General features: G+C 49.0%; 22 protein-coding genes. 20 read left to right on the forward strand and 2 right to left on the reverse strand.

Annotated elements, in window-relative coordinates:
* Position 1 precedes the first annotated feature (1 nt).
* From HPY31_RS02995 to HPY31_RS03060, 14 genes are all read left to right on the forward strand, one after another.
* Complete coding sequence (locus tag HPY31_RS02995) at positions 2-2,017, forward strand: S9 family peptidase (RefSeq protein ID WP_172138268.1); 2,016 nt, start codon at positions 2-4, stop codon at positions 2,015-2,017.
* 29 nt (positions 2,018-2,046) lie between these two features.
* Positions 2,047-3,426 carry a M20/M25/M40 family metallo-hydrolase gene (locus HPY31_RS03000; protein ID WP_172138270.1) on the forward strand — a complete coding sequence of 460 codons (1,380 nt, stop codon included), beginning with the start codon at positions 2,047-2,049 and terminating at the stop codon, positions 3,424-3,426.
* 152 nt (positions 3,427-3,578) lie between these two features.
* Entirely contained in the window at positions 3,579-4,550 is a 972-nt protein-coding gene (gene msrA / locus HPY31_RS03005) for a peptide-methionine (S)-S-oxide reductase MsrA (RefSeq protein ID WP_172138272.1), read from the forward strand.
* Between the two features lie 96 nt (positions 4,551-4,646).
* The gene (locus HPY31_RS03010; RefSeq protein ID WP_172138274.1) at positions 4,647-6,224 is read left to right on the forward strand and encodes a glutathione ABC transporter substrate-binding protein; all 1,578 of its coding nucleotides are present in this window, start codon (positions 4,647-4,649) and stop codon (positions 6,222-6,224) included.
* Between the two features lie 95 nt (positions 6,225-6,319).
* Positions 6,320-7,222 (forward strand): M15 family metallopeptidase, encoded by a 903-nt coding sequence (locus HPY31_RS03015; RefSeq protein ID WP_172138276.1) that lies wholly within the window; start codon positions 6,320-6,322, stop codon positions 7,220-7,222.
* A gap of 80 nt (positions 7,223-7,302) precedes the next feature.
* A complete protein-coding gene (locus tag HPY31_RS03020) occupies positions 7,303-7,950 on the forward strand; it encodes a TetR/AcrR family transcriptional regulator (protein ID WP_041749409.1) in 648 nt (215 codons plus the stop codon).
* A gap of 229 nt (positions 7,951-8,179) precedes the next feature.
* On the forward strand, positions 8,180-8,695 hold the full coding sequence (gene accB, locus HPY31_RS03025; protein ID WP_172138278.1) for an acetyl-CoA carboxylase biotin carboxyl carrier protein: 516 nt from the start codon (positions 8,180-8,182) through the stop codon (positions 8,693-8,695).
* A 31-nt stretch (positions 8,696-8,726) separates the two neighbouring features.
* Positions 8,727-10,850, forward strand: a complete 2,124-nt coding sequence (locus tag HPY31_RS03030) for a methylmalonyl-CoA mutase family protein (protein ID WP_172138280.1) — start codon at positions 8,727-8,729, stop codon at positions 10,848-10,850.
* Complete coding sequence (gene scpA, locus HPY31_RS03035) at positions 10,850-13,021, forward strand: methylmalonyl-CoA mutase (RefSeq protein ID WP_015890985.1); 2,172 nt, start codon at positions 10,850-10,852, stop codon at positions 13,019-13,021. Before HPY31_RS03030 ends, scpA begins: the two co-directional genes overlap by 1 nt.
* Complete coding sequence (gene meaB, locus HPY31_RS03040; protein ID WP_172138282.1) at positions 13,018-14,070, forward strand: methylmalonyl Co-A mutase-associated GTPase MeaB; 1,053 nt, start codon at positions 13,018-13,020, stop codon at positions 14,068-14,070. The genes scpA and meaB overlap by 4 nt, the downstream gene beginning before the upstream one ends.
* 4 nt (positions 14,071-14,074) lie before the next feature.
* A complete protein-coding gene (locus HPY31_RS03045) occupies positions 14,075-15,640 on the forward strand; it encodes an acyl-CoA carboxylase subunit beta (protein ID WP_172138284.1) in 1,566 nt (521 codons plus the stop codon).
* 20 nt (positions 15,641-15,660) lie between these two features.
* Positions 15,661-16,116: an acetyl-CoA carboxylase biotin carboxyl carrier protein gene (locus HPY31_RS03050; RefSeq protein ID WP_172138286.1), complete on the forward strand. Its 456-nt coding sequence runs from the start codon at positions 15,661-15,663 to the stop codon at positions 16,114-16,116.
* A gap of 14 nt (positions 16,117-16,130) precedes the next feature.
* Positions 16,131-17,477 carry an acetyl-CoA carboxylase biotin carboxylase subunit gene (gene accC / locus HPY31_RS03055; protein WP_172138288.1) on the forward strand — a complete coding sequence of 449 codons (1,347 nt, stop codon included), beginning with the start codon at positions 16,131-16,133 and terminating at the stop codon, positions 17,475-17,477.
* A 101-nt stretch (positions 17,478-17,578) separates the two neighbouring features.
* On the forward strand, positions 17,579-18,358 hold the full coding sequence (locus HPY31_RS03060; RefSeq protein ID WP_172138290.1) for a TrmB family transcriptional regulator: 780 nt from the start codon (positions 17,579-17,581) through the stop codon (positions 18,356-18,358).
* 202 nt (positions 18,359-18,560) lie between these two features.
* Here HPY31_RS03060 and HPY31_RS03065 read toward each other — a convergent pair whose 3' ends face one another.
* Positions 18,561-18,728, reverse strand: coding sequence for a hypothetical protein (locus tag HPY31_RS03065; RefSeq protein WP_371811663.1), 168 nt, complete (start codon positions 18,726-18,728; stop codon positions 18,561-18,563).
* Positions 18,729-18,936: 208 nt separating this feature from the next.
* Between HPY31_RS03065 and HPY31_RS03070 the strand changes: the two genes are divergently transcribed.
* The 4 genes from HPY31_RS03070 to HPY31_RS03085 are packed head-to-tail and all read left to right on the forward strand — an operon-like array spanning position 18,937 to position 21,193.
* Positions 18,937-19,272 carry a hypothetical protein gene (locus tag HPY31_RS03070; RefSeq protein ID WP_172138292.1) on the forward strand — a complete coding sequence of 112 codons (336 nt, stop codon included), beginning with the start codon at positions 18,937-18,939 and terminating at the stop codon, positions 19,270-19,272.
* A 48-nt stretch (positions 19,273-19,320) separates the two neighbouring features.
* Positions 19,321-19,557, forward strand: coding sequence for a hypothetical protein (locus tag HPY31_RS28735; protein WP_253901653.1), 237 nt, complete (start codon positions 19,321-19,323; stop codon positions 19,555-19,557).
* Positions 19,558-19,597: 40 nt separating this feature from the next.
* The gene (locus tag HPY31_RS03080) at positions 19,598-19,972 is read left to right on the forward strand and encodes a hypothetical protein (protein WP_172138294.1); all 375 of its coding nucleotides are present in this window, start codon (positions 19,598-19,600) and stop codon (positions 19,970-19,972) included.
* 24 nt (positions 19,973-19,996) lie between these two features.
* Positions 19,997-21,193, forward strand: a complete 1,197-nt coding sequence (locus HPY31_RS03085; RefSeq protein WP_172138296.1) for an MFS transporter — start codon at positions 19,997-19,999, stop codon at positions 21,191-21,193.
* Between the two features lie 12 nt (positions 21,194-21,205).
* On the opposite strand, the gene HPY31_RS03090 is transcribed toward HPY31_RS03085, so the two are convergent.
* Positions 21,206-21,805, reverse strand: coding sequence for a TetR/AcrR family transcriptional regulator (locus HPY31_RS03090; RefSeq protein ID WP_172138298.1), 600 nt, complete (start codon positions 21,803-21,805; stop codon positions 21,206-21,208).
* 183 nt (positions 21,806-21,988) lie between these two features.
* On the opposite strand from HPY31_RS03090, the gene cyoE reads away from it, so the two are divergent.
* Both cyoE and HPY31_RS28740 read left to right on the forward strand, forming a co-directional pair.
* On the forward strand, positions 21,989-22,906 hold the full coding sequence (cyoE, locus tag HPY31_RS03095) for a heme o synthase (RefSeq protein WP_015890997.1): 918 nt from the start codon (positions 21,989-21,991) through the stop codon (positions 22,904-22,906).
* Between the two features lie 239 nt (positions 22,907-23,145).
* Entirely contained in the window at positions 23,146-23,370 is a 225-nt protein-coding gene (locus HPY31_RS28740; RefSeq protein WP_371811671.1) for a heterocycloanthracin/sonorensin family bacteriocin, read from the forward strand.
* Positions 23,371-23,471: the final 101 nt, after the last annotated feature.

Here is a 23,471-nt window from a genome sequence, read left to right on the forward strand (position 1 = left end):
CATGACGCAAGCAAAAAGAGGCATCACGGCTGAAGATTTGTATCAAATGCGGTACGCGAGTGATCCGCAGCTATCACCAGACGGAAAAACGCTTGCCTATGTAGAAAATCAAATCGATGAGTCCCACGCTTATCAAAATCACTTGTATTTACGAAAATTGGATGCAGATGATCCACTGCCCTTGACGTCTGGCTCCCGCGATACCTACCCGCGTTGGTCGCCTGATGGTTCAAAGATCAGCTTTGTCTCGAATCGATCTGGAAAACCACAGATTTGGCTGATCGATGCAAACGGAGGAGAGGCTAGGCAGCTCACGCGTTGCAAAAACGGCGTCAGCAATCCGACTTGGTCACCTGACGGCAAATACATTGTCTTCTCGTCGATCCTGGATGAAGGGGAAACATTCGCAGACCTGGAAGGAGCCCGTGAGAAAGAAAAGGCCAAAGCCATTCATGTCGGGAGAATGAAGTACAAATCCGATGATCTTGGGTTCATTTACGAGAAAAACAAACAGCTGGCTATCGTTCGTGTAGAAACAGGCGAGGTTACTCCACTCAGCGATGGCCCGTACAATCATACAATTGGCTCCTGGTCGCCGGATGGAAAATGGCTCGCCATTACGGCGAACCGTGCAGAAGACCCTGATTTTCAGCACGGTGTTGACGTTTTTATCATTCCTTCTGAAGGGGGAGAATGGAAAAAGCTGACCAACAGCAAAGGGATTTTTGCCTATCCAACGTGGTCACCTGACAGTAAGAAGCTAGCGTATATCGGAAGTGAATCGGACACGCATTTGTACGCAGCACAGAAGCGCATCTGGGTATATGATTTTGAAAAGGGCGACTATTCTTGCATCACGGCTGATTGGGACGTTCAGGTTGGCGATTCGACCATCGGAGACATGCGTTCGCCAGGTCACCCGAATCCAGGCGCAATATGGACAGCAGACGGAAGAGGCATGTATTTCATCGCCAGCGAACGTGGAAATTCTGGCATTTATCACGTAACGCTGGATGGTCAAGTCACGACTGTTGTAACGGGCAATCGGAATATTTACGGCTTTTCGCTGCATGAAAGCGAACAAACGGTAGTTGCTGCCATCAGTGATCCGTTTACACCCGGCGACCTGTATCAAGTAAGTTTAAAGGACGGAGAAGAAAAACGTCTAACAGCGTTGAACGAAGAGCTATTTGCGGGCATGGAGCTCCCAGTTCCAGAAGAAATAGAGTTTGTCGCAAAGGATGGCTGGAAGCTGCACGGTTGGATGCTCAAGCCTGTCGGTTTTGAAGAAGGAAAAAAATACCCGATGGTTCTGCAAATTCATGGCGGGCCTCACTCCATGTATGGAAATACGTTTTTCCACGAGTTCCAGCTGCTCGCTGCAAATGGCTACGCCGTACTCTATACGAATCCGAGAGGGAGCTTTGGCTACGGAGAGCATTTTGTTCAGGCATGTTGCGGTGACTATGGAGGGAATGATTACCGCGATTTGATGACAGCCGTGCAATTTGCATGCGATCATTTCGATTTTGTCGATGAGGACCGCTTGGGTGTCGCAGGCGGTAGCTACGGTGGCTTCATGACGAACTGGATCGTCGGTAAAACCAATCGATTCAAAGCGGGCGTAACCGATCGGAGTATTTGCAACTGGGTTAGCTTTTACGGTGTCAGTGATATCGGTTATTTCTTCACCGCGGAGGAGATTCAGGCAAATCCATTCACGAATCCAGAAAAAATGTGGCAGCATTCACCGATTCGCTTGGTAGAGAACATCGAGACGCCTCTGCTGATCATGCATGGCGAACATGACTACCGGTGCCCAATCGAGCAGGCCGAGCAGCTCTATGTAACATTGAAGCATCAAGGCAAGGCTCCGGTATCGTTTGTTCGTTTCCCAGGTGCCAGTCATGAGCTTTCCCGCAGTGGTGATCCAGAGCAACGCGTGTTGAGACTGCAATATACGACAGATTGGTTTGACAGCTATTTGGTTGCACACCAAAAAGAGAAAGTCGAATAAGCAGGTATGCCAATAGGAGGTGCCCGATTGTGAACAAAGAACAAGTGCTAGGTATCGTGCAAGAAAATTTGCCGCATGCAATCGAGAAGCTGAAGCAATATTTGCGTTTTCCTACCGTATCCGCACAGCATAAGGCCATCCCAGAGACGGTTGAATACGTGGTCAAAATGATTCATGAGGTTGGCGGTGAGACAAAGGTACTCGACAATCTTGGCGGCAATCCAGTCGTGTATGCGTTTTTTGCAGCAGGCAATGAGGGAGACGCCAGCAAAACGCTCCTCTTTTACGATCACTACGATGTTCAACCACCTGAACCGTTTCATGAGTGGAACACGGAGCCGTTTGACCCGACGATCATCGATGGAAAGCTGTATGCGCGTGGCGCTGCCGACAATAAAGGTGACCTCGTTGCCCGTCTGACGGCGATTCAGATTTTGCAGCAGCAGGCAGGCGGTTTGCCTTGCAACATCAAATTCCTGATCGAAGGAGAAGAAGAGATTGGCAGCCCGAATCTCGAGCCATATCTTCGAGCGTACAAGGAGCTTTTCCAGGCGGATGCCTGCATTTGGGAATTTGGTGGAAAAGACGAAAATGAGCGAATCAGCATGGTTGCCGGGATCAAAGGAATGGCGTACCTAGAGCTGACCTGCGTTGGAGCAGAGATCGACATGCACTCCTCTGTCGGTGCGTATGTAGACAATGCAGCCTGGCGCCTCGTACAGGCATTGGCGACGTTGAAAAATCAGCAAAACGAGATTTTGGTCGAAGGCTTCTTCGACGGGATCGAGGAACCGACAGCGGATGAAAAGAAAGTTGTTTCCGAATTGCCGTTCAGTGAAGAGGCGACAGCAGAGCTATACGGTTTGAAACGCCCACTCATTACCACAGCAAACCATGTGGACCCACGAGAAGCCATGGTTTTTCACCCGACCATGACCATTTGCGGTCTGGATAGCGGCTATACAGGAGAGGGCGCGAAGACAGTACTGCCGAAAAGCGCGAAGGCCAAGCTGGATTGCCGCCTTGTCCCAGGACAAGATCCACAGCACATCATGAATTGCATCGAGAATCATTTGGAGAAGCATGGTTTTACGGATATTACCGTCACCATGATCAACGGACAAAAAGCGTATCGCTCCGATTTCCATCATCCATTTGTTACTCACGTACTGGATACCGCTCGCGTCATTTACGATCATGAGCCAGTGCTTTCGCCAAACGCCGCAGGCACAGGTCCGATGTATATTTTCGGTGAACAGCTGAAGCTTCCGGTTGTCAGTACAGGGGTTGGCTGGGTTGGCTGCAAAGTACATGCGCCGAACGAATCCATCCGCTTGAAAGACTTCGAGGAAGGAATTGCCCATATGGTTGTCATGCTCTCTGGATTTGCCAAAGCACTGTCTAAGTAGCAACCAAATAGCGAAAAGGGGACCTTTCGTGTAAAAAGGTCTCCTTTTCAATTTGGAACCCTCCTCGCAGCACTTACAGAGTGGACTTTGCTTTTGCAAACCATGTACAATCGTAAAGGAAAGTGTACATATATCTACAGGAGGCGAAATGCGTGAACAGCGATACACATCCATTCGAAATCGCAACCTTTGCAGGCGGATGCTTTTGGTGCATGGTCAGTCCGTTTGACAAGATGCCAGGCATTCAAAAAGTCGTCTCCGGCTATACAGGCGGTCATGTCGAAAACCCAACCTATGAAGAGGTATGCTCTGATACGACGGGGCACTATGAAGCGGTCCAAATCACCTATGATCCGTCGCTCATCTCCTATGAGGAATTGCTGCAAATGTTTTGGAGACAAATCGATCCGACTGACGCTGGTGGTCAATTCGGTGACCGGGGTCAATCGTATGCGCCAGCGATCTTCTATCATAATGAAGAGCAAGAAAGGCTTGCGCAAAAATCCAAGCAAGAGCTGGATGCGAGTGGTCGTTTCCAAAAGCCCATTGCAACGCTAATTTTGCCAGCTAAGCCGTTCTATGCGGCGGAGGATTATCACCAGGAGTACTATAAGAAAAATCCGGTCCGCTACCAATACTATCGGGCGGCATCAGGCAGAGCGAAATTCACCAAGGAAGCATGGCGCGACCGTGCGAAGCAGGAAGAATTGAAAAAAATCTTGACCCCGCTTCAGTACGAGGTGACGCAAAATAACGGGACAGAACGTCCGTTTACGAATGAATTCTGGGACCACAAGGAAGAGGGCATCTACGTAGACATCGTCTCCAACGAGCCTTTGTTCAGTTCCTTGGACAAGTTCGATTCCGGCTGCGGGTGGCCATCCTTTACCAAGCCCATGCAAGAGGAAAACGTAACTGAGCATGTGGATTTGACACATAATATGATTCGGACAGAGGTTCGCAGCAAAGAGGCAGATTCTCATCTCGGCCACGTTTTCGAGGACGGTCCTGGAGAAAATGGATTGCGCTACTGCATCAATTCAGCCGCATTGCGCTTCATTCCGAAGGATCGCTTGGAGGAAGAAGGCTTCGGAGAGTTTAAGCGATTATTCGAAAAAGAATAGAGTGTGGACCGCCACTCTCTGGGAAACTTGGGAGAAGGGCGGTCTTTTTGCTACACATACAACGAGGGAAACATACGAGCATGCAGGGAGGGTCCAATGTACACACAGACATCCTTACACAGACGAATTGGACTGTTACTCGCAGCAATCATGGTCTTAGCAGGCTGTTCTTTCGGTCAGGAGCCGCCGCACAATAATCAAATCGCACCGACACCCCAAAACGTTGCCGAGGGCGGGACGTTAATCATTGTACGTATGTCGGATGCCGCAAATCTCGATCCCCATTTCATTTTGACGATCAATGAGGCGAGTGTGATCCAAGGAAAAGTGTATGAAGGGCTGGTCAAACGAGATCGGAACATGAACATTCAGCCACAGCTGGCAACGGCATGGAAGCAAATCGACGATCTTACTTGGGAGTTTACGCTCCGACAAGGCGTTGTTTTTCACGATGGGACTCCCTTTCAAGCACAGGCGGTCAAGCAAACATTTGATCGTGTATTAGATCCGGCCGTGGCTTCTCCTCGAGCAGCCATGTTCGATAAAATAAAGCAGGTAAGAGTCATCAATCCGTACAAAGTGCAAATCATTCTTCACAAACCATTTGCACCATTGCTCTCTATTTTGGGCAGTCATGAGGGAAGCATCATCAGTCCAACAGCAATTGATAAATATGGGCGGGAATTATCGCAGCATCCGGTTGGTACTGGCCCTTATCGGTTTCAATCATGGGAGCATGGCAGTCAAATCACGTTGAGTAAAAATCAGTCCTACTGGGGCGAAGCCGCTACGCTTGATCATGTCGTCTTCAAGGTTGTTCCGGATGATGCGGCTCGCATCGCGATGGTGGAGAATGGTGAAGCACATATTGCAGAGTCCATCCCTGTCATGGAGCTGGATCGAGTTCAAGCATCCAACCAGATGCGTGTGTACCGCAGCGATGCACTCGGGACGGAGTTTATCGGATTTAATGTAGCACGTCCACCACTGAATGATATCCGTGTGAGGAAGGCCATCAGTATGGCGATCGAGACGGGAGCCATCATTAAAGGGGTGTATAACAATGTGGGAACAAAGGCGAACTCACCGATTGGCCCGCAAGTGTTCGGTTACAGCCCAACTGTGAAAAGCTACCCGTACGACATCAATCAAGCGCGTCGGTTGCTCGCAGAGGCGGGCTATCCAGATGGTTTTCCTATTCATATGATTACCTACAACAGACGGGATCGAATCTTGGTTGCCCAAGTGATACGGTCGCAATTAAAAGGAATCGGCGTCGACGCGGAGCTAAAAGTCGTCAGCTACGATGACTTCGTCCGAACTATTGAGCAAACGAAGGAGCATGAGATTTTTATCAGTGGCTGGGGAAATGCAACCGGGGATGCCGACTATAATCAGTACAATTTGTTTCATACATCAGGTGGCGGGGCGGGCAACAGTTTTCAATACAGCAACCCCGAGCTGGATCGTCTCATCGAGGCTGGCCGTGTCGAAACAGATCCTGGGAAAAGACTCGCTATCTACGCAAAAGCACAAGAAGTGGAGCTGCAAGATGCTTTGGTTGTTCCGATTCGCAATCTGGAGAATTTGGCTGTGATTAGTAACCATATTCAGGGCTTTTCCATCAGTCCAGCGGGTTACCTGAATCTCGATCAGGTCGTGATTTCTCAATAAAACATGTAACGAAAAGCCTGTCGATTATGTCATAATAGGTACGTACTTTTTTACCGACATAATTGGATCCGCTCCAAAACGAAAGGAACGTTACAATGAGAAGTTTTCGACACCGACTTTTGCATCCGCTTGTACTCGTAACGGCATTGACATTTGTGTTGTCTGGATGTAACAGTACAGCTGCACCACAAGAACCACAGACACCACCATCCACGGAGTCGCCAACTCCTCCAAAGAAAGAAGCAGAGAAGCCAAAGGAGGAGACCACGTCTCCACCTGCTGAAACACCAAAGCAAGAACAACCGGAGCAACCCCAGAAAGCGAAGCCAGCGGAAACGAAGCCAGCAGAAAAGCCGTCAGCTGGTCAGTCGCCTGAGCTGTCTTTCCCAGACATCGAGGTTGTGGGTGAGCCAGAGAGTGTTGCTGTACTGGTGAACAAACAACGCAAGCTTCCGGAGAACTATCAGCCAAATGATTTAGTGTTTCCAAATGTTCCTTACTTGCTCCCGGAAAAGAGCGAGAAACGCCAAATGCGCAAAGAAGCGGCAGGTGCGCTTGAACAGTTATTTGCGGCAGCCCAGGCTGACGGTGTCCAGTTGGCTGGCGTATCTGCCTATCGCTCCCACGCCTACCAGAAAGCGCTGTTTAATCGCTATGTAAAAAAAGACGGCGTGGAGAAGGCACGGACTTACAGTGCCGTTCCTGGTACGAGTGAGCACGAGACGGGACTCGCGATTGACGTCTCTGGTAAGGATGGTAAATGTGCGGCAACGAGCTGCTTTGCCGGAACCAAGGAAGCGAAGTGGCTGGATGAAAACGTCGAGAAGTTTGGTTTTATCATTCGCTACCCAGAGGGAAAAGACGCGATTACGGGGTATATTTATGAGCCGTGGCATTTGCGGTATGTAGGTGGCGAGATCGCGCAAGAAATCAAAGAAAAAGGAATTACGCTCGAAGAATATTCAGGTGCCGTACCTGTTTCCACACCATCGAATTAAAGAAGCAACGCCGATCTCGTACCGAAGAGAATCGGCGTTTTTGCTTTGTACTTATGCTATAATGTTCTCGGGTGAAGATAATGGTCGAAAAATCAATCAGAGAACGTATTATTGAAACATCCATGCGCTTGTTTGAAGCAAATGGCTACCACAAAGTGACTGTGGATCAAATTGTGAAAGAAAGCGGCACGTCAAAGGGAGGATTTTATCACAACTTCAAATCAAAAGATGAACTCCTCTACATCATTCATGATCAATTTATTACGTATGTGCTGGAAAAAGCGGAGGAAGCTTACGAGAAGTGGGATACCCCGACAGAACGTCTGCAAGCCATCGTAAAATCCTTCGTCATGATGATTGATCTATACCGCTCGCAGGTTACGATCTTTTATCAGGAAAGCTTGTTTTTAGCTCCAGAGTACTACACGGATATTGAAACGAAACGGGATCGCTATAAACAAATCATGTTCACCGTCATTTCGGACGGGATCGAATCAGGAGAATTCCGCCCGGAGCTGCCAGTGCCGATTGTGTCCATGGCTATTTTTGGCATGGTGAACTGGATTTACAAATGGTATCAAAAGTCAGGGACGTACTCGATCGAGCAAATCGCGGATATTTATGCAGATATGGTTCTTCATTCTGTTTTGAAATCAGAGTCGATGGAAAACCCGGCCTTTCAACGTTTTTTCCTGCAATCTCAAGAAAATCCCTTCCATCCATTGTAGGGGTCTAACAAGGATCATGCGGCTACACTCAAGCTTTTCGATAGGAGACAGGGGCATAGTCGCTTGATGGTCCCTTATAAAATCCTTCGATCAGACCAACTAGTTGGTCTGTACTAGTATTCTGACATTTGCTATAATATCGACAAGACCAACTGGTCGGTCTTGCGCAATCATCATAGTCGGTTCGTGAGGTTGTTCCAGTCAGATTCGGAATAGGGGAGGAATAGTCGTGCTTACCATTTACGAATTACGAGAACTTGTGAAGCTATTGGAGCAGACAGACATAGAATCTTTTGAGGTAAATGCCGAAGATTCTTCGTTGCGTATCAAACGAAGAAATGGGAATCCAGTCACAGTTGTGCATCAGCCCCCCGTACAAACCAAAAGTGCGCCAATCGTGACGGCGGCACCCGCTGTCCTTTTGCCTAAAAAAGAAACGATTGAGCGCCCGGTCACAACAAGCCCAGTGGAAACACCTCAGAAATCGGCAGAAGTGACAGAAAACTTGTACAAAATCACTTCACCTATGGTTGGAACCTTTTATGCTGCACCTGCCGTTGACGCAGCACCATACGTATCCGTAAATGATCGTGTAGAGCCAACAACCATTGTCTGTATTGTCGAAGCCATGAAGCTGTTTAACGAGATTGAAGCAGAAGTAAAAGGAGAGATTGTCCAAGTCTTGGTGGAAAACGGTCAGTTGGTCGAGCATGGACAGCCGTTGTTCCTGGTGAAGCAAGCGTAATGGTGTAGCTTTTAAGGGGAGGACTAGAAGAGTGAGCAAACATACATGGTTCAAGGAATTCTCGGTTCCCACGTACGACCAATGGCGGGAAGCAGCAGAGAAATCGCTAAAGGGCGCATCTTTTGATGCAAAGCTACTGACGCAGTCGCACGAGGGAATTGTTCGCCAACCCATCTATCGGTACGAAGATGTCAAAACATTGCCGCATCTGGAAGCGCTGCCAGGAGAGGCACCTTTTCATAGAGGAAATCAGCGGCCTGGCGAGCATAAGGAACACAAATGGCAGGTCTGTCAGGAAATCAGCGCAACAAGTGCCAAAACATTTAATCAGGCAGCCGTAGACGACTTAGCGCGCGGACAAACGATGCTGCATCTGATAGTGGATCAAGCGACTTTGGCTGGACTTGACCCTGACGAAGCATTGCCAGATACGATTGGTCAAAAAGGCGTATCTATTTTTTGCCAGGAGGATATCGAGCAGGCATTTCAAGGGGTGAAGCTTTCAGAGGTCCCCCTTTACGTGAACACGGGGGCGCTTGGCTTGCCGGTTCTTTCGCTCATTTTGGCACATGTTGAAGCGACAGGCCAACATGTTTCCGAACTTCGCGGATGCATCGGGCAAGACCCTGTAGCGGTACTGCTCACAGAGGGCAAGCTCCCTTGTTCCTTGCAGACAGCTTATAACACGATGGCAAGCGTAACGAAATGGGCAAAAGATCAAGCGCCTGCGCTGAAAACGATCTTGGTTCAAAGTAATCCTTATCAGGACGGCGGCGGAAACGCAGTAACCGAACTGGCTTTTTCACTTGCCACAGGGGTGGACTATTTGCAAGCGATGCTTGAGCGAGGGTTATCCATAGAAGATAGTGCAGCACGGATGCAGTTCTCGTATTCGATCGGCTCAGACGTTTTCATGGAAATCGCGAAGCTGCGTGCGGCAAGAATGCTCTGGTCAAACATCGTGGCGGCCTACGGCGGATCAACGGAAGCGCAAAAAATGACAATTCACGCCAGAACCTCGGCTTGGACGAAGACGATTTACGATCCGTATGTCAACATGCTGCGTTCCACGACAGAAGCGTTCTCTGCCGTTATTGGCGGAGCAGACAGTCTGCATGTATCCGCATTTGACGAAGCCATCCGCCCTGCTAATGAGTTTTCGAGAAGGATCGCCAGAAATACGCAAATCATTTTGCAAGAAGAAGCGCATCTGGCAAAAGTGATCGACCCTGCGGGAGGTTCTTGGTACGTAGAATGGCTCACAGACGCTTTAGCGAAAAAGGCATGGGAGCTGTTCCAGCAGGTAGAAGCGCAGGGTGGTATGCTGAGCGCATTAGAGGCAGGCTTCCCACAAGACTTGATCGCCCAGAGCGCGGATCAAAAAGCAGCGAGTATCGATACGCGTAAAAAGCGTTTGGTTGGAACCAACATGTACGCTAATACGGCTGAGCAGCCACTGCAGGCCGAGAGTCATTTGAGCATGCACGAAGAACGAGCGGAGGAAGCACGATCCCATCGGCTGCAACAGAACGCGACTCTCGTCTCCGCAGCGCTCGATGGGTTGGGGGAACATAACGATGAGCTCGTGGCACATGCAGTAAAAGCAGTGATTTATGGAGCGACTGTGGGCGATATCGCTAAAGCCATGAGACGTGAAGATTCCGTGGAGACAATCATTCAGCCACTTCGTATTCACCGGGCATCCGAACGCTTTGAAGCCTTGCGGATGCAGGCAGATGATTTCTTGAAAACAACAGGCAAAAGACCGACCGTGTTCTTGGCGACGATGGGTCGTGTGGCAAAGCATAAGGCCCGGGCAGACTTCGCAGCAGAGTTTTTTGCGGTTGGCGGCTTTGAGATTTTGCGCAATCAAGCATTCTCAACCACGGTAGAGGCGGCTGAAGCTGCGGTGGCATCGGGTGCGATGGTCACGGTCATTTGCTCGGACGATGCGAGTTATCCGGAGCAGGTTCCACCCTTAGCTCATGCAATCAAGCAACGTGTACCTCAGATGACGGTTCTGTTGGCTGGCTGGCCTGAGGCGGAGCAGCTGGCTACTTATAAGGCGGCCGGTGTAGATGATTGCATCCACATGCGTTCCAATTGCTACGAGATGCTGCGAGAACTTCAGGAGCGGATAGGAGTGGGCTCATGATGAAGCGACCTGATTTTTCACAAATGACTTATCAGTCCAAACGTGATGTGTCTGATTTGTTTCCCCAACTGGGTGCGAATCCAGAAGGAATGGAGCAAATGTGGCAGACGCTAGAGCAGATCCCTGTAAAACCACTGTACACAATGGCAGATGTGGAGGGGATGGATCACCTCGGCTACATGCCTGGTTTGCCACCATATACGCGCGGACCGTATCCGACGATGTACGTGACTCAGCCATGGACGGTTCGCCAATATGCCGGCTTTTCTACGGCGGAAGAGAGTAACGCTTTTTACCGACGGAATTTGGCTGCGGGACAAAAAGGGCTATCGATTGCCTTCGACCTCGCGACGCATCGCGGCTATGACTCCGATCATCCCCGGGTAGTTGGTGATGTCGGGAAAGCAGGCGTGGCAGTAGACTCCATTCTCGATATGAAAATCTTGTTCGACGGCATCCCCCTCGATAAAATGTCCGTCTCCATGACGATGAACGGAGCGGTTTTGCCGATTATGGCGTTCTATATCGTGGCAGCAGAAGAGCAAGGGGTATCGCAGGCGGAGCTTACCGGAACGATCCAAAATGACATTTTGAAGGAATACATGGTTCGGAATACTTACATTTATCCGCCAGAAGCGTCGATGAAGATCATTTCCGATATTTTTGCTTACACCTCCAAGCACATGCCCAAATTCAACAGCATCAGTATTTCAGGCTACCACCTCCAAGAAGCGGGTGCGACTGCGGATATTGAGTTGGCCTACACGCTGGCAGATGGCTTGGAATACGTTCGTACGGGTCTTGCAGCAGGTATCGACATCGATGCGTTTGCGCCTCGGCTGTCATTTTTCTGGGCGATTGGCATGAACTACTTCATGGAAGTGGCAAAAATGCGTGCAGGCCGCTTGATTTGGGCCAATCTGATCAAACAGTTCCATCCGAAAAACGAAAAGTCGATGGCGCTGCGGACACACTCACAAACGTCCGGGTGGAGTTTGACAGAGCAGGACCCGTATAACAACGTAGTGCGGACGTGCATCGAAGCCATGGCCGCTGCTCTGGGTCATACCCAATCTCTGCATACAAACGCACTGGATGAAGCAATCGCGCTGCCGACCGATTTTTCGGCTCGGATCGCGCGGAATACGCAGTTGTTTTTGCAGGACGAAACGGAGATAACCAAGGTCGTTGATCCGTGGGCAGGCTCTTATTACGTCGAGTCCTTGACAGCGCAGCTCGTGGAAAAAGCGTGGGCGCACATCGAGGAGATCGAAGCACTTGGCGGTATGGCAAAAGCAATTGAGACGGGATTGCCGAAAATGAAGATCGAGGAAGCGGCTGCACGCCGTCAGGCACATATCGATTCAGCGAAGGAAGCCATTATTGGCGTGAACAAATACCGTCTGGACAAAGAAGATCCGCTGGAAATTCTCGAAGTTGACAACACAGCGGTTCGGGAAGCGCAAATCAGACGTTTGCAGGAGCTGCGCAGTAACCGGGATGAGGCGAGAGTCCAAGCAACTCTACAGGCCATTACGGAGTGCGCGAAAACGGGCGAAGGCAATCTGTTGGAGCTGGCCATTGAAGCGGCGCGAGCAAGAGCTTCTTTGGGAGAAATATCGGATGCCTATGAAAAGGTCGTGGGTAGACACAAGGCAGTCATTCGCTCCATTAGCGGCGTGTACAGTTCCGAATACGCAGATGCCGATGAGGTAGCGGCGGTGCGTAAGATGGCAGATGAATTCGAGCAGTGGGAAGGCAGACGTCCCCGAATTATGATCGCGAAAATGGGTCAAGACGGGCATGACAGGGGCGCGAAGGTGATTGCCACCGCTTTTGCCGATTTGGGCTTTGATGTCGATATCGGTCCGTTGTTCCAGACACCTGAGGAAACAGCGAAGCAGGCGATAGAAAATGACGTACACGTGATTGGCTTCAGCTCGCTTGCGGCAGGACATAAAACATTGCTGCCACAACTGGTGGAAGAGCTCAAAAAGCTGGGACGCGAGGATATTGTCGTCGTCATTGGTGGTGTGATACCAGCGCAGGATTACGCCTTTTTGCGTGAGCATGGTGCCGCAGCTATCTTTGGGCCTGGGACAGTCATTCCTGTGGCAGCCCAGCACGTTCTGCAAGAGATCGTGTATCGCCTGGAGGCTGCTGGACAATGAACGGGGGCAGGGCTGACAAGAATTTCTTGAACGTTTCTTCCAAGGCACGTCTCCCACGCTTATCAGTGGATCAATATGTCACAGGCGTACGGGAAAGTAACCGAACGGTTTTGGCGCAGGCAATCACGTTGGTTGAGAGCAATGCTCCCGCTCATATGGAAATGGCCCAAGAGGTGATCAAAAAACTGCTTCCTCATACAGGTCACTCCATACGCATAGGGATATCCGGTGTGCCAGGTGCGGGAAAGAGCACGTTCATTGAAGCATTCGGCAGTATGCTTTGTGAAAAAGGTCATCGTGTCGCTGTTTTGGCCGTTGATCCGAGCAGTACGGTTACTCGTGGGAGCATTCTCGGCGACAAGACGCGGATGGAGCTCTTGTCACGTAATTCACAGGCGTTCATCCGACCGTCTGCCACGGGCGGCACGCTAGGCGGAGTCAATCGGAAAACGCGGGAAACGATGCTGATCTGTGAGGCAGCAGGCTATGATGTGATTTTGGTCGAGACGGTCGGGGTCGGACAGAGTGAGACGACAGTCAGATCTATGGTCGATTTCTTTTTACTCCTGATGCTGACAGGGGCTGGCGATGAACTACAAGGAATCAAAAAAGGCATTATGGAAATTGCAGATGCACTTCTGATCAATAAAGCCGATGGGGAAAACCGGACGCGTGCCTTGATCGCCAAAGGGGAATACAACCGTGTTCTGCATTACTTGCAGCCGGCAACTACTGGCTGGGAAACGAAAGCATACATGTGTTCTTCGCTGACAGGGGAAGGCATTGAAGATATTTGGGAGGTCATCGGTCAATTTCGTGAAAGCACCATCCAGTCAGGCGGTTTTGAGGCAAGACGCAAAGCGCAGCTACTCGATTGGATGCACAGTATGGCTCAGGACTACTTGCGCGCGACCTTTTTCGGCAACCAGCAAGTAGCCGAGCTGCTTCCCGCGATTGAAGGAGCCGTTGCGAGTGGCGAGATTTCACCGACGAGCGCCGTACAGCAATTAGTGGCGATCTATGAGAATGCGATCATGAAAAAGGAATAGAGAGATGGTGGCCCTTATGAGCAACAATATGCACGAAAAAATTGATGAATTGATGGAACGCAAATATAAAATCCAGCTTGGTGGTGGAGATGCTCGTATCGATGCCCAGCATAACCGCGGCAAGTTGACTGCACGCGAGCGAATCGAGCTCCTGCTCGACCCAGACACGTTTATGGAGCTGAACCCGTTTGTTGAGCACCGTGCTACGCATTTTGGTCTCGACCAGATGGAGGCCCCAGGCGAGGGCGTCGTGACGGGCTACGGAAAAATCAACGGTCGCCCTGTCTATTTGTTCGCGCAGGATTTCACGGTGTTTGGCGGTGCGCTGGGTGAGATGCACGCGATGAAAATCGCCAAGGTGATGGATTTGGCAGCGAAAAATGGCGCACCCTTTATCGGTCTGAACGATTCTGGCGGCGCACGTATTCAAGAAGGGGTAAGCTCACTAGATGGCTATGGCACGATTTTTTACCGCAATGCCATTTACTCCGGTGTGATTCCGCAAATCTCTGTCATCCTCGGTCCGTGTGCGGGAGGAGCCGTTTACTCTCCGGCGATTACAGATTTCGTGTTCATGGTAGAGAAGACGAGCCAAATGTTTATCACAGGTCCAAAAGTGATTGAAACCGTTACAGGTGAAAAAATATCCGCTGAGGACCTAGGCGGAGCCAAAGTCCATTCGACTGTGAGCGGCAATGCCCATTTTACAGGAGAAACCGAACAGGAAGTACTGGAAGGAGTGCGCAGGCTGCTCAGCTTCCTTCCGCAAAACAATCGTGATCGCGCACCTGTGATAAAAGCAGAGGAGAATAACGGTTGGCAAGAGGAGCTCTTGGAGCTGGTACCTGCTGAAAGCACGAAAGTATACGATGTGCGTAAGGTCATCGAAAAAATCGTGGATCACGGTGATTTCATGGAAGTACAGCCGAACTTTGCCCGCAATATCGTGATCGGTCTGGCGCGTATCGATGGACACAGTGTCGGCATTATCGCCAACCAGCCGAAGGTCATGGCAGGCGGACTGGACATTCATTCATCGGATAAGCTGGCACGTTTCATTCGTTTTTGTGACTGCTTCAACATTCCGCTCTTGACCTTTGAAGATGTCTCTGGCTTTTTCCCGGGAATCAATCAGGAGCATGGAGGGATTATCCGTCACGGCGCGAAAATCTTGTATGCATACTCAGAAGCAACGGTTCCCAAAATCACCGTGATTCTTCGCAAAGCTTACGGCGGCGCTTATGTGGCGCTCAACTCCAAATCCATTGGAGCAGATGTCGTGTATGCATGGCCGAATGCAGAGATTGCCGTCATGGGTCCCGAGGGGGCAGCCAACGTCATTTTTGCAAAGGAAATCGAACAAAGTGAGGACCCGGCTGCGACTCGCGCAGAAAAAATTGCCCTCTACAGAGAGAAGTTCGCCAATCCATATGTCGCGGCAAGTCTCGGCATGGTGGATGATGTCATCGACCCACGCGAAACCCGTCAAAAGGTCGCGCAAGCCTTGGAAATGCTCAGAAATAAGCAGGAAGATCGTCCGTACAAAAAGCACGGAAACATCCCACTTTAGAAAGGAGCTCTGGTCGTGCTATGAAGCTGCATGAACTGCGTGAATTCATCAAGCTGGTGAATCAGTCTTCCATTGAGGAGCTGGAATGGGAGAAGGGGAAGACCCGCATCGTGATCAAAAAAAGTGCTCCACTCGAAGGCGTGGCTGTCCATGCGCCTGTACAGGTAGGCGAAGTGGAGCATGGCTATCAGGAGGCAGCCGCTACTGCTGAGTCAGTTGATGTCGCTGCTGAGGCTGAGGCACCTAAGGAAGTGACACAGCAAATCATGTCTTTAGGAGTAGGACTGTTCTATGCGGAAGTAACAGTAGGGCAAACCGTTCAAGCTGGTGAAAAGGTTGGACGCTGCACGGCTGATGCTCTTCAGCTATCTGCCGATATTACGACTCCCGTTAGCGGCATCATCACGGAAATTCTCGTCGCGGATGGTCAGTTTGTCGATTACGGAAAAGCTTTACTCGTTGTCAAAACTCAGTAGGAAGGAGTGCGCACATGTTTACGAAAGTATTGATTGCCAATCGCGGCGAAATCGCTGTCCGCATTATCCGCGCTTGTCGGGAACTAGGGATACGCACAGTCGCTGTTTTTTCTGAGGCGGATCGGGAAGCATTGCACGTAGAATTGGCGGATGAAGCGTATTGTATCGGACCTACGGCGTCCAAGGACAGTTATTTGAACATGGCACGGATTATGACGGTCGCACTTTACACAAAGGCAGATGCTATCCATCCGGGCTATGGCTTCTTGGCGGAAAACGCTTCGTTTGCCCAGCTTTGCCAGGATTGCTCGATAACCTTTATCGGTCCCGATCCCGAAGCGATCACCAAAATGGGGGATAAATCCGTAGCAAAAGCAACGATGAGTCAAGCGAATGTGCCATTAGTTCCGGGCACAGACGGTTTAATTGATGACATCGATGAGGCATTACAGGTGGCGGAGAAAATCGGCTATCCTGTCATTGTTAAAGCAACGGCTGGCGGCGGAGGCAGGGGAATGCGTGTCGCTTTTGACGCCGATGAGTTGTCTAAGGCGATTCGTCAGGCCCAGAAAGAAGCGGAGACGGCATTCGGCAACGCTGGCGTGTACTTGGAAAAATATGTAGAAGAGCCGCGGCATGTAGAGATTCAAATCATGGGGGATAAGCATGGAAACGCTGTGTACTTGGGAGAGCGGGATTGCTCCATTCAGCGTCGTCATCAAAAGCTGGTAGAAGAAGCGCCATCTCCTGCACTGGACCAAACGCTGCGCGAGCAAATGGGGCAAGCTGCGGTGGCGGCAGCCAAGGCGGTTTCGTACCACGGAGCGGGTACTGTTGAATTTTTGCTAGACAAGCACGGCAAATTTTACTTCATGGAAATGAATACACGGATTCAGGTAGAGCATCCCGTGACAGAGATGATTACAGGGATTGACTTGATCAAAGAACAAATTTCTGTGGCAGTAGGCAATCCGTTATCCTTCTCCCAAGACGACGTGAAAATCAACGGATGGGCAATCGAGTGCCGAATCAACGCGGAGAATCCTGCGAAAAACTTTATGCCATCACCAGGGAAGGTCGTCAATTACTTGCCACCAGGCGGTTACGGTGTGCGCGTGGACAGTGCGGTTTATCCTGGCTACGAAATCTCTCCTTTCTATGATTCGATGGTCGCCAAGCTGATCGTTTGGGGAACAGATCGCAACGAAGCGTTGGCTCGTATGAAGCGGGCGCTTGGTGAGTTTGTCATCGAAGGCGTGCATACGACGGTTCCCTTCCATGAGAAGCTACTGGAGCACCCTGACTTTGTCGCAGGGAATTTCGCTACGAATTTTCTGGAAAAAAATACGCTGGATTTGTAACGAGCATGAAAGAACTGTAACAGAGAGGGATTTCTGTCACAGTTCTTTTTTCATTTATAGCAGTATTCATTTATACTACTAAAAAGAAAGGAGGTAACACCTTGATTGATGAGCTTCGAAAAATCGGATTGTCAGACCTGGAAGCCAGATGTTATTTGGTGCTTCACGAGGAACCGAAAATATCTGGATATGAAGTGGCCAAGAAAGTTTCCGTCTCGCGGACGAATGTATACGCAGCCCTTCGAGCATTGACGGAAAAGGGCATGTGCCGCATGATCGAATCGGAGCCTGTTCTCTATGATGCGGTACCGATCGAGCAGCTGATTCGTTTGTTACAATCGGAATTTGATCAAACAACCCGTGTCCTTCAAGAACAGTTGAAATCTACCCCCCGAGCGTCTCCTTCCTTTTATAATTGGCAAGGTGACAAAGCGATTGAAACAGCCATAAAACGAATCATCTCAAATGCAAACAAAAGCATTGTTGTCGATATTTGGTCCGAAGATGTTCATTGGGTAGAGGAACCATTGGTAGAAGCAGAAAAACAAGGGGTTGCTGTCACGCTCATATCCATTGGTGAATGCCATGCAAAGCTAAAAAATGTTGTCGTACATAAAAGGAGTGCGGAATGGCATCAAGTGCAATCCAGAAAGTTCTCTATTCTTTGCGATGCGCATTCGGCATTGCTGGGCAGTTTTGGGCGTGGGATCAAACCCACTATACTGGAGACGGACCACCCGTCTCTCATTGAGTTGCTGCAAAACGCCTTCCACCATGACATCATCATGGGTCAGATCGAGAAGGATTTCAGCCAAGTGCTGGAAGAGAAATATGGGAGTGACTATGTACGCATTATCACTCCTTACAGGGAATACTTATAACGGGTAACGTTTATTCTCATCCTAAGTTTGCAAAAAAAGAAGTCAGTGGCTTCCAGTTCGAAGACGACTCTCGTTATCAGACAGCCAATCCTTAGAGGGTTGGCTGTTTGCTTTGGAGGAGCCTCTATTCTATTCTTTCAACTCGTCAAGAAAGCTTCTTACAGCCTGATAATATCCATCAGGGTCTGTTGATCGAATCCGATCACGCGCCAATCTGTGAATTTGAAAATGTTCGTGCCTTATTCATATGACCATGCAGCAGAAGCAAAACTCCTTGACTGTCCCCTCCAAAATCGAGGTAAGATAGTTTTATGTTACCTGATTGGAAAAATTTTCTCGTTATCGTTCCTTTTTGTTCTGGCTGAAGCATACAGCAATTCCTCCTAATTGATAAACAGCATCATGTCCAACTCGACTTCTCCTTCACGTTAACAGTTAATCGTGACAGGAATTGTCATAATAAAAAATTGGAGGGTTATGCCATGCCAAAATCAAAGACTGCTGGAAATGATGATGACTGTCAACTGGAAGTGCAAGTTTAAGGACTGGTAAATATTTATTGCAATGAGGAGGTAGCCATGGCATTACCCAAAAAAGGTACGAGGGGTATAACGGTAGGAGAACACCGATATCGTTGGGTCATTACCCCAGCAGCGAAGGGTCTGCTCGCGTTGACCATCCAACACAATGAAGGGATAGGTCAGTTGATTCGCGTGTATGTAAAATCAGATGTGAATGACTTTTGGGCGGAGTACCCACTTGTGCAGCATTTGGATATGAGAGTAATAAAGCCAGCTGACGTCGCAGCTATCATTGAAGAGGCGATCAAGCTGGGGTGGCAGCCTGACAAAAAAGGGACGCCTTTGAGCTTTGACTTTATCGGAAGCATGCTCGTCAAAAAAGGGGATACATAGCAATACCGGAACGGGAATTTTCTAAATAAGCAAAGGAGAAGAAGTCGGATGGAATGGACAAACGTCAGTAAGACAAAGGATCTAGAGATCGTGCGAGCAGCAGTGGATCAATTAGATATCAACGAACGGGATCAACGCGGGCGAACACCGCTGATGCTTTTTATCATAAACCGAATGAAGCCAGAAGCGACAAAACGATTGCAGACCTGCTGCTCGAAACGAAAGGCGCGGTACGTCGGGAATCGGAGGAACAAAAACGCTGGAGAATGCTCGCCATGCAATTAAAAGAGAAACTTGCAGATGAATGGGATAGGGGTTGATCATCATGTGTCGATATGGGATGTATGGTCCATACAAACAAATATACGCGTGTTTCACGTGCCGAAAAGTGTTCAAGCAAACCTCCAAGTATGAGTTGACAGAGGAAGAATGGAACAAGATCAAGCATAGCTGTCCGCAATGTGGTGAGGGAATGAAGGAGATGGGGCATGATTTCAAGGCTCCAAAGCAAACGGATGTAAAGCAGTGGAAAAAGGTTGAAATCCTCTATCAACATGGGTTTGCCTATCATTCCTGCGGCTGCGATGGTCCTGGCTACCGACCGGCCGAATTACATCAAGTGAACGAATTTCTCGAAATGAATAAGCGGTTCAAATCAGAGGGAGAGAAATTGCTGCATAGACTCACGATAAGAATGTAAAAACGAAGCAGGGGGCGGGGGAGGGTGGCAACCTTCTTTTTGAGCATGATTTACTTGTCGTTTATCAGCTTGGGTCTTCCCGATTCGGTACTGGGGGCAGCTTGGCCGGTCATGCAAGCAGAATATGGGGCGGCATTTGGTATGGCTGGTGTGATCAACATTGTGATTGCGTCTGGAACGATCGTATCTAGCTTGATGAGCGGTGCATTACTAAAACGGCTGGGGACAGGACAGATCACACTGATTAGCTGTTTGATCACGGCCGCAGCCTTACTCGGATTTTCTTTTGCCCCATCAATGATATGGTTGATGGTATTGGCATTGCCGCTGGGACTAGGAGCTGGCTGTGTAGATACCGCATTGAATCATTATGTCGCCACGCATTATCAAGCCCATCATATGAGCTGGCTGCATTGCTTCTGGGGTGTGGGTGCTACGCTTGGCCCCATTATTATGTCTGGCTTTATACGCGATCATGATTTATGGCGGAATGGCTACTTGACCATTTCTCTTATACAATTTGCGTTAGTCATACTTCTAGCGTTCACACTTCCTTTGTGGAAACGGATCGAAAACATACAGAAGCATGCTATAAAAGAGTCACAGGTCCAGCCGTCTCGTGGGCAGAGCGGACAGCCGTTACGGACAAAGGGCGTTAAGCTTACTTTGCTCACTTTTCTCTTCTATTGTGGGGCTGAAGCATCGGTAGGATTATGGGGGAGCAGCTTTTTGGTAAATGAAAAAGAGCTACCTTCGTCTGTTGCGGCGATGTGGGTAGCCATGTATTACGGTGGCATTACCGTGGGGCGATTTATCACGGGCTTTGTTACTTTTAAAGTGAGCAACCGCGTCCTGATTCGCAGTGGACTTCTCGTATCATTCGCCGGGGCAGCGCTGTTGATGTTTCCATTACCGACCTTTTGCTCGCTAATCGGTTTCCTCTTGCTCGGGTTGGGCTTCGCGCCGATTTACCCCTGTATGCTGCATGATACCCCAGAACGCTTTGGAAAAGAGCAAACGAAAAAGCTGATGGGCTATCAGATGGCGGTTGCGTACACGGGTGCCACATTTTTGCCTCCGTTGCTCGGGTGGCTTGCTACACAGACGACCATTTCTATTTTACCGTTTTTTACGGCCTTCTACATTGCATTCATGCTATATGGTTCTGAGAGAGTCAATCGAATCACAAAGCGACAGGCTGCCCAATCAGAAACGTTCTAGCATGTGGTATCGCTATTTAGACGACAGCATGTTTTGCAATGCTTTTCCGTATAAAGGCAGGGGCATCTGGTCGCCGCTGATGTAAAAAAAGATCGACATGCCATTCTCTAAAGCAAGAATCGTCCATGCCATTTCATCCGCGGATAGAGTAGAGTCACTCTCTTTTGGTATCATGGTCTGTATGGCACTGGAAAGATGCTGTACCGACTCGACGATCATGTTCGACCATCGCTTTCGAACAGACTCTTCGCGCATGGCATACAGCAAAAATTCCAGGTTTAGCATGGTCCACGTGCGATTTTGTTGCTGAACGGACATAAAATAGGCGTCCATGGCTTCTATAAAATGCGATAATGATGGCTGGTGATCAATTACGTGATGGATATTCGACACATGTAATTGCATCTGGCCTTCCAAAATAGCGAGAAAGAGATCTTCTTTGGACTGAAAATGAGCATAAACAGCGCCTTTGGTAAATCCAGCATGGTCTGCGATTTTATCAACGGAAGCCCCGTGGAAGCCTAACCGAGCAAAGATCTCAATGGCTGCGTCAATGAGCAATTGCCGTGTTTCCTGTTTACGCTCTGCTTGGGTTAATCTGCGTCTGTTCATTGGTCCACACTCCTTCTCTTGACAATCATACCATATAGAATTAACATTCCATATAGTATTTAAATCCTTACTGGTATGTAAGATACAAATGGCAGTTTTGTAGGATTTAACCGTCTACTATGTCATGCTATTTTGGAGTACGATAGATATATAGATCATCTAGTAAGAGGGGACAGTGTACGAATGCAGAGGGAAGAAAGCGTTGCAACGCGGAATCGGCCTATGTCCAATATTTTGGCGCAAACGGTTAAGACGGGAATTATCAAATCGAACCTGATTCCGATGTTTGCCGGATTAACATTGGCACTATATACGTATCACTTCAGTCTAATGGATAAGCTGCCAGAAATCTTATTTGCTACAATCGGCTCTATTTTAATCATGGCAGCAGCGGGTGCTTTTAATAACGTGTATGATCGCGATATCGATTCTGTCATGGAGCGGACGAAAAACAGACCTACGGTGACAGGCGATATATCGACAAAGACGGTTTTATGGCTTGCCTCTCTGATGACGATTTTTGGCTTGGCGGCTCTCGTCTTGGCATCACCATTGGCTGCTATTATGGGTTTTCTCGGACTATTTTTTTATGTCGTGCCTTATACGATGTGGACGAAAAGAAGAACGATTTACAATACGGAGGTAGGGAGTATTTCTGGTGCAATGCCGCCGCTCATCGGTTGGGCCGCCATTCACCCAGATGTAACGCATCCTGCTATCCTTGGTCTTTTTATCATCATGGTCATTTGGCAAATGCCTCACTTCTATGCGATCGCGATTCGCAAGCATGATGAGTACAAGGCTGCTGGGGTTCCAATGCTGCCCGTGGTCAAAGGTGCAAGACGTACCTACATTCAAACAAATGTGTATTTAGTCATTTTAATTGCAAGCAGTTTTCTATTTTGGTCATTAAGCGCTGGTCTTACGTTTATGGCTCTGCTCCTGAATGTTTTATGGCTGGTTCTGAGTGTTTTTGGATACCGGAAAATGGATTCACAGAAATGGTCGAAAACGATGTTTATTTATTCGCTGATCCATATGACCGTGCTGTTCTCGACGGTGATAATTTACTCGCTGATGGGGATTATCTTCAAACTGTAAATCCGTGATCATCCAAGCTGCCTTCACTTTGAGGGCGGCTTCTTTTTTGTCAGAAAACCTTGCCGCATAGCGGTTTCTTCTCATGTTCAACCAAAAATGGGCGCATGATCTTTGCACGAATACCCAACGTCACTTCATAAATCTAGAGTAGTTCCATGAAGTGGCGGAGGTGAAAACGAATGGATGAGTTCAAAAAAGAGCTGAAAAAATTGAAGGCTTCTGAAATAAAAGGAGATCGAATGCAGCGTTGGGACAAAGAAAAAATGAATGACGCGACGCTAGTTCGAGGTAGGTGTGGCGGATGTGGCAGATGTGGTGGTTGCAGCAGATGTAGTTGTGGTCGTTGCGGTCGTTGCTCTTGCTCCTGTAGCTGTTCCTGCTCTTGCTCCTGCTCTTGCTCTTGCTCCTGCACTTGCAGTTGCTCTTGCTTCTTCCCATGCTTTATCGTGATTGACGATTTCTAATCCATACGTAAATGAAGCTCCTGCCCCAAATTGTGACTTGGCAGGAGCTTTGTTTTTCCGACTGGAATGTGAGACAAAGAGTGATACATAAAATAGTTGTG

It is taken from the genome of Brevibacillus sp. HB1.3 (genome assembly GCF_013186635.1).
In the GTDB taxonomy this organism is placed as follows: domain Bacteria; phylum Bacillota; class Bacilli; order Brevibacillales; family Brevibacillaceae; genus Brevibacillus; species Brevibacillus brevis_D.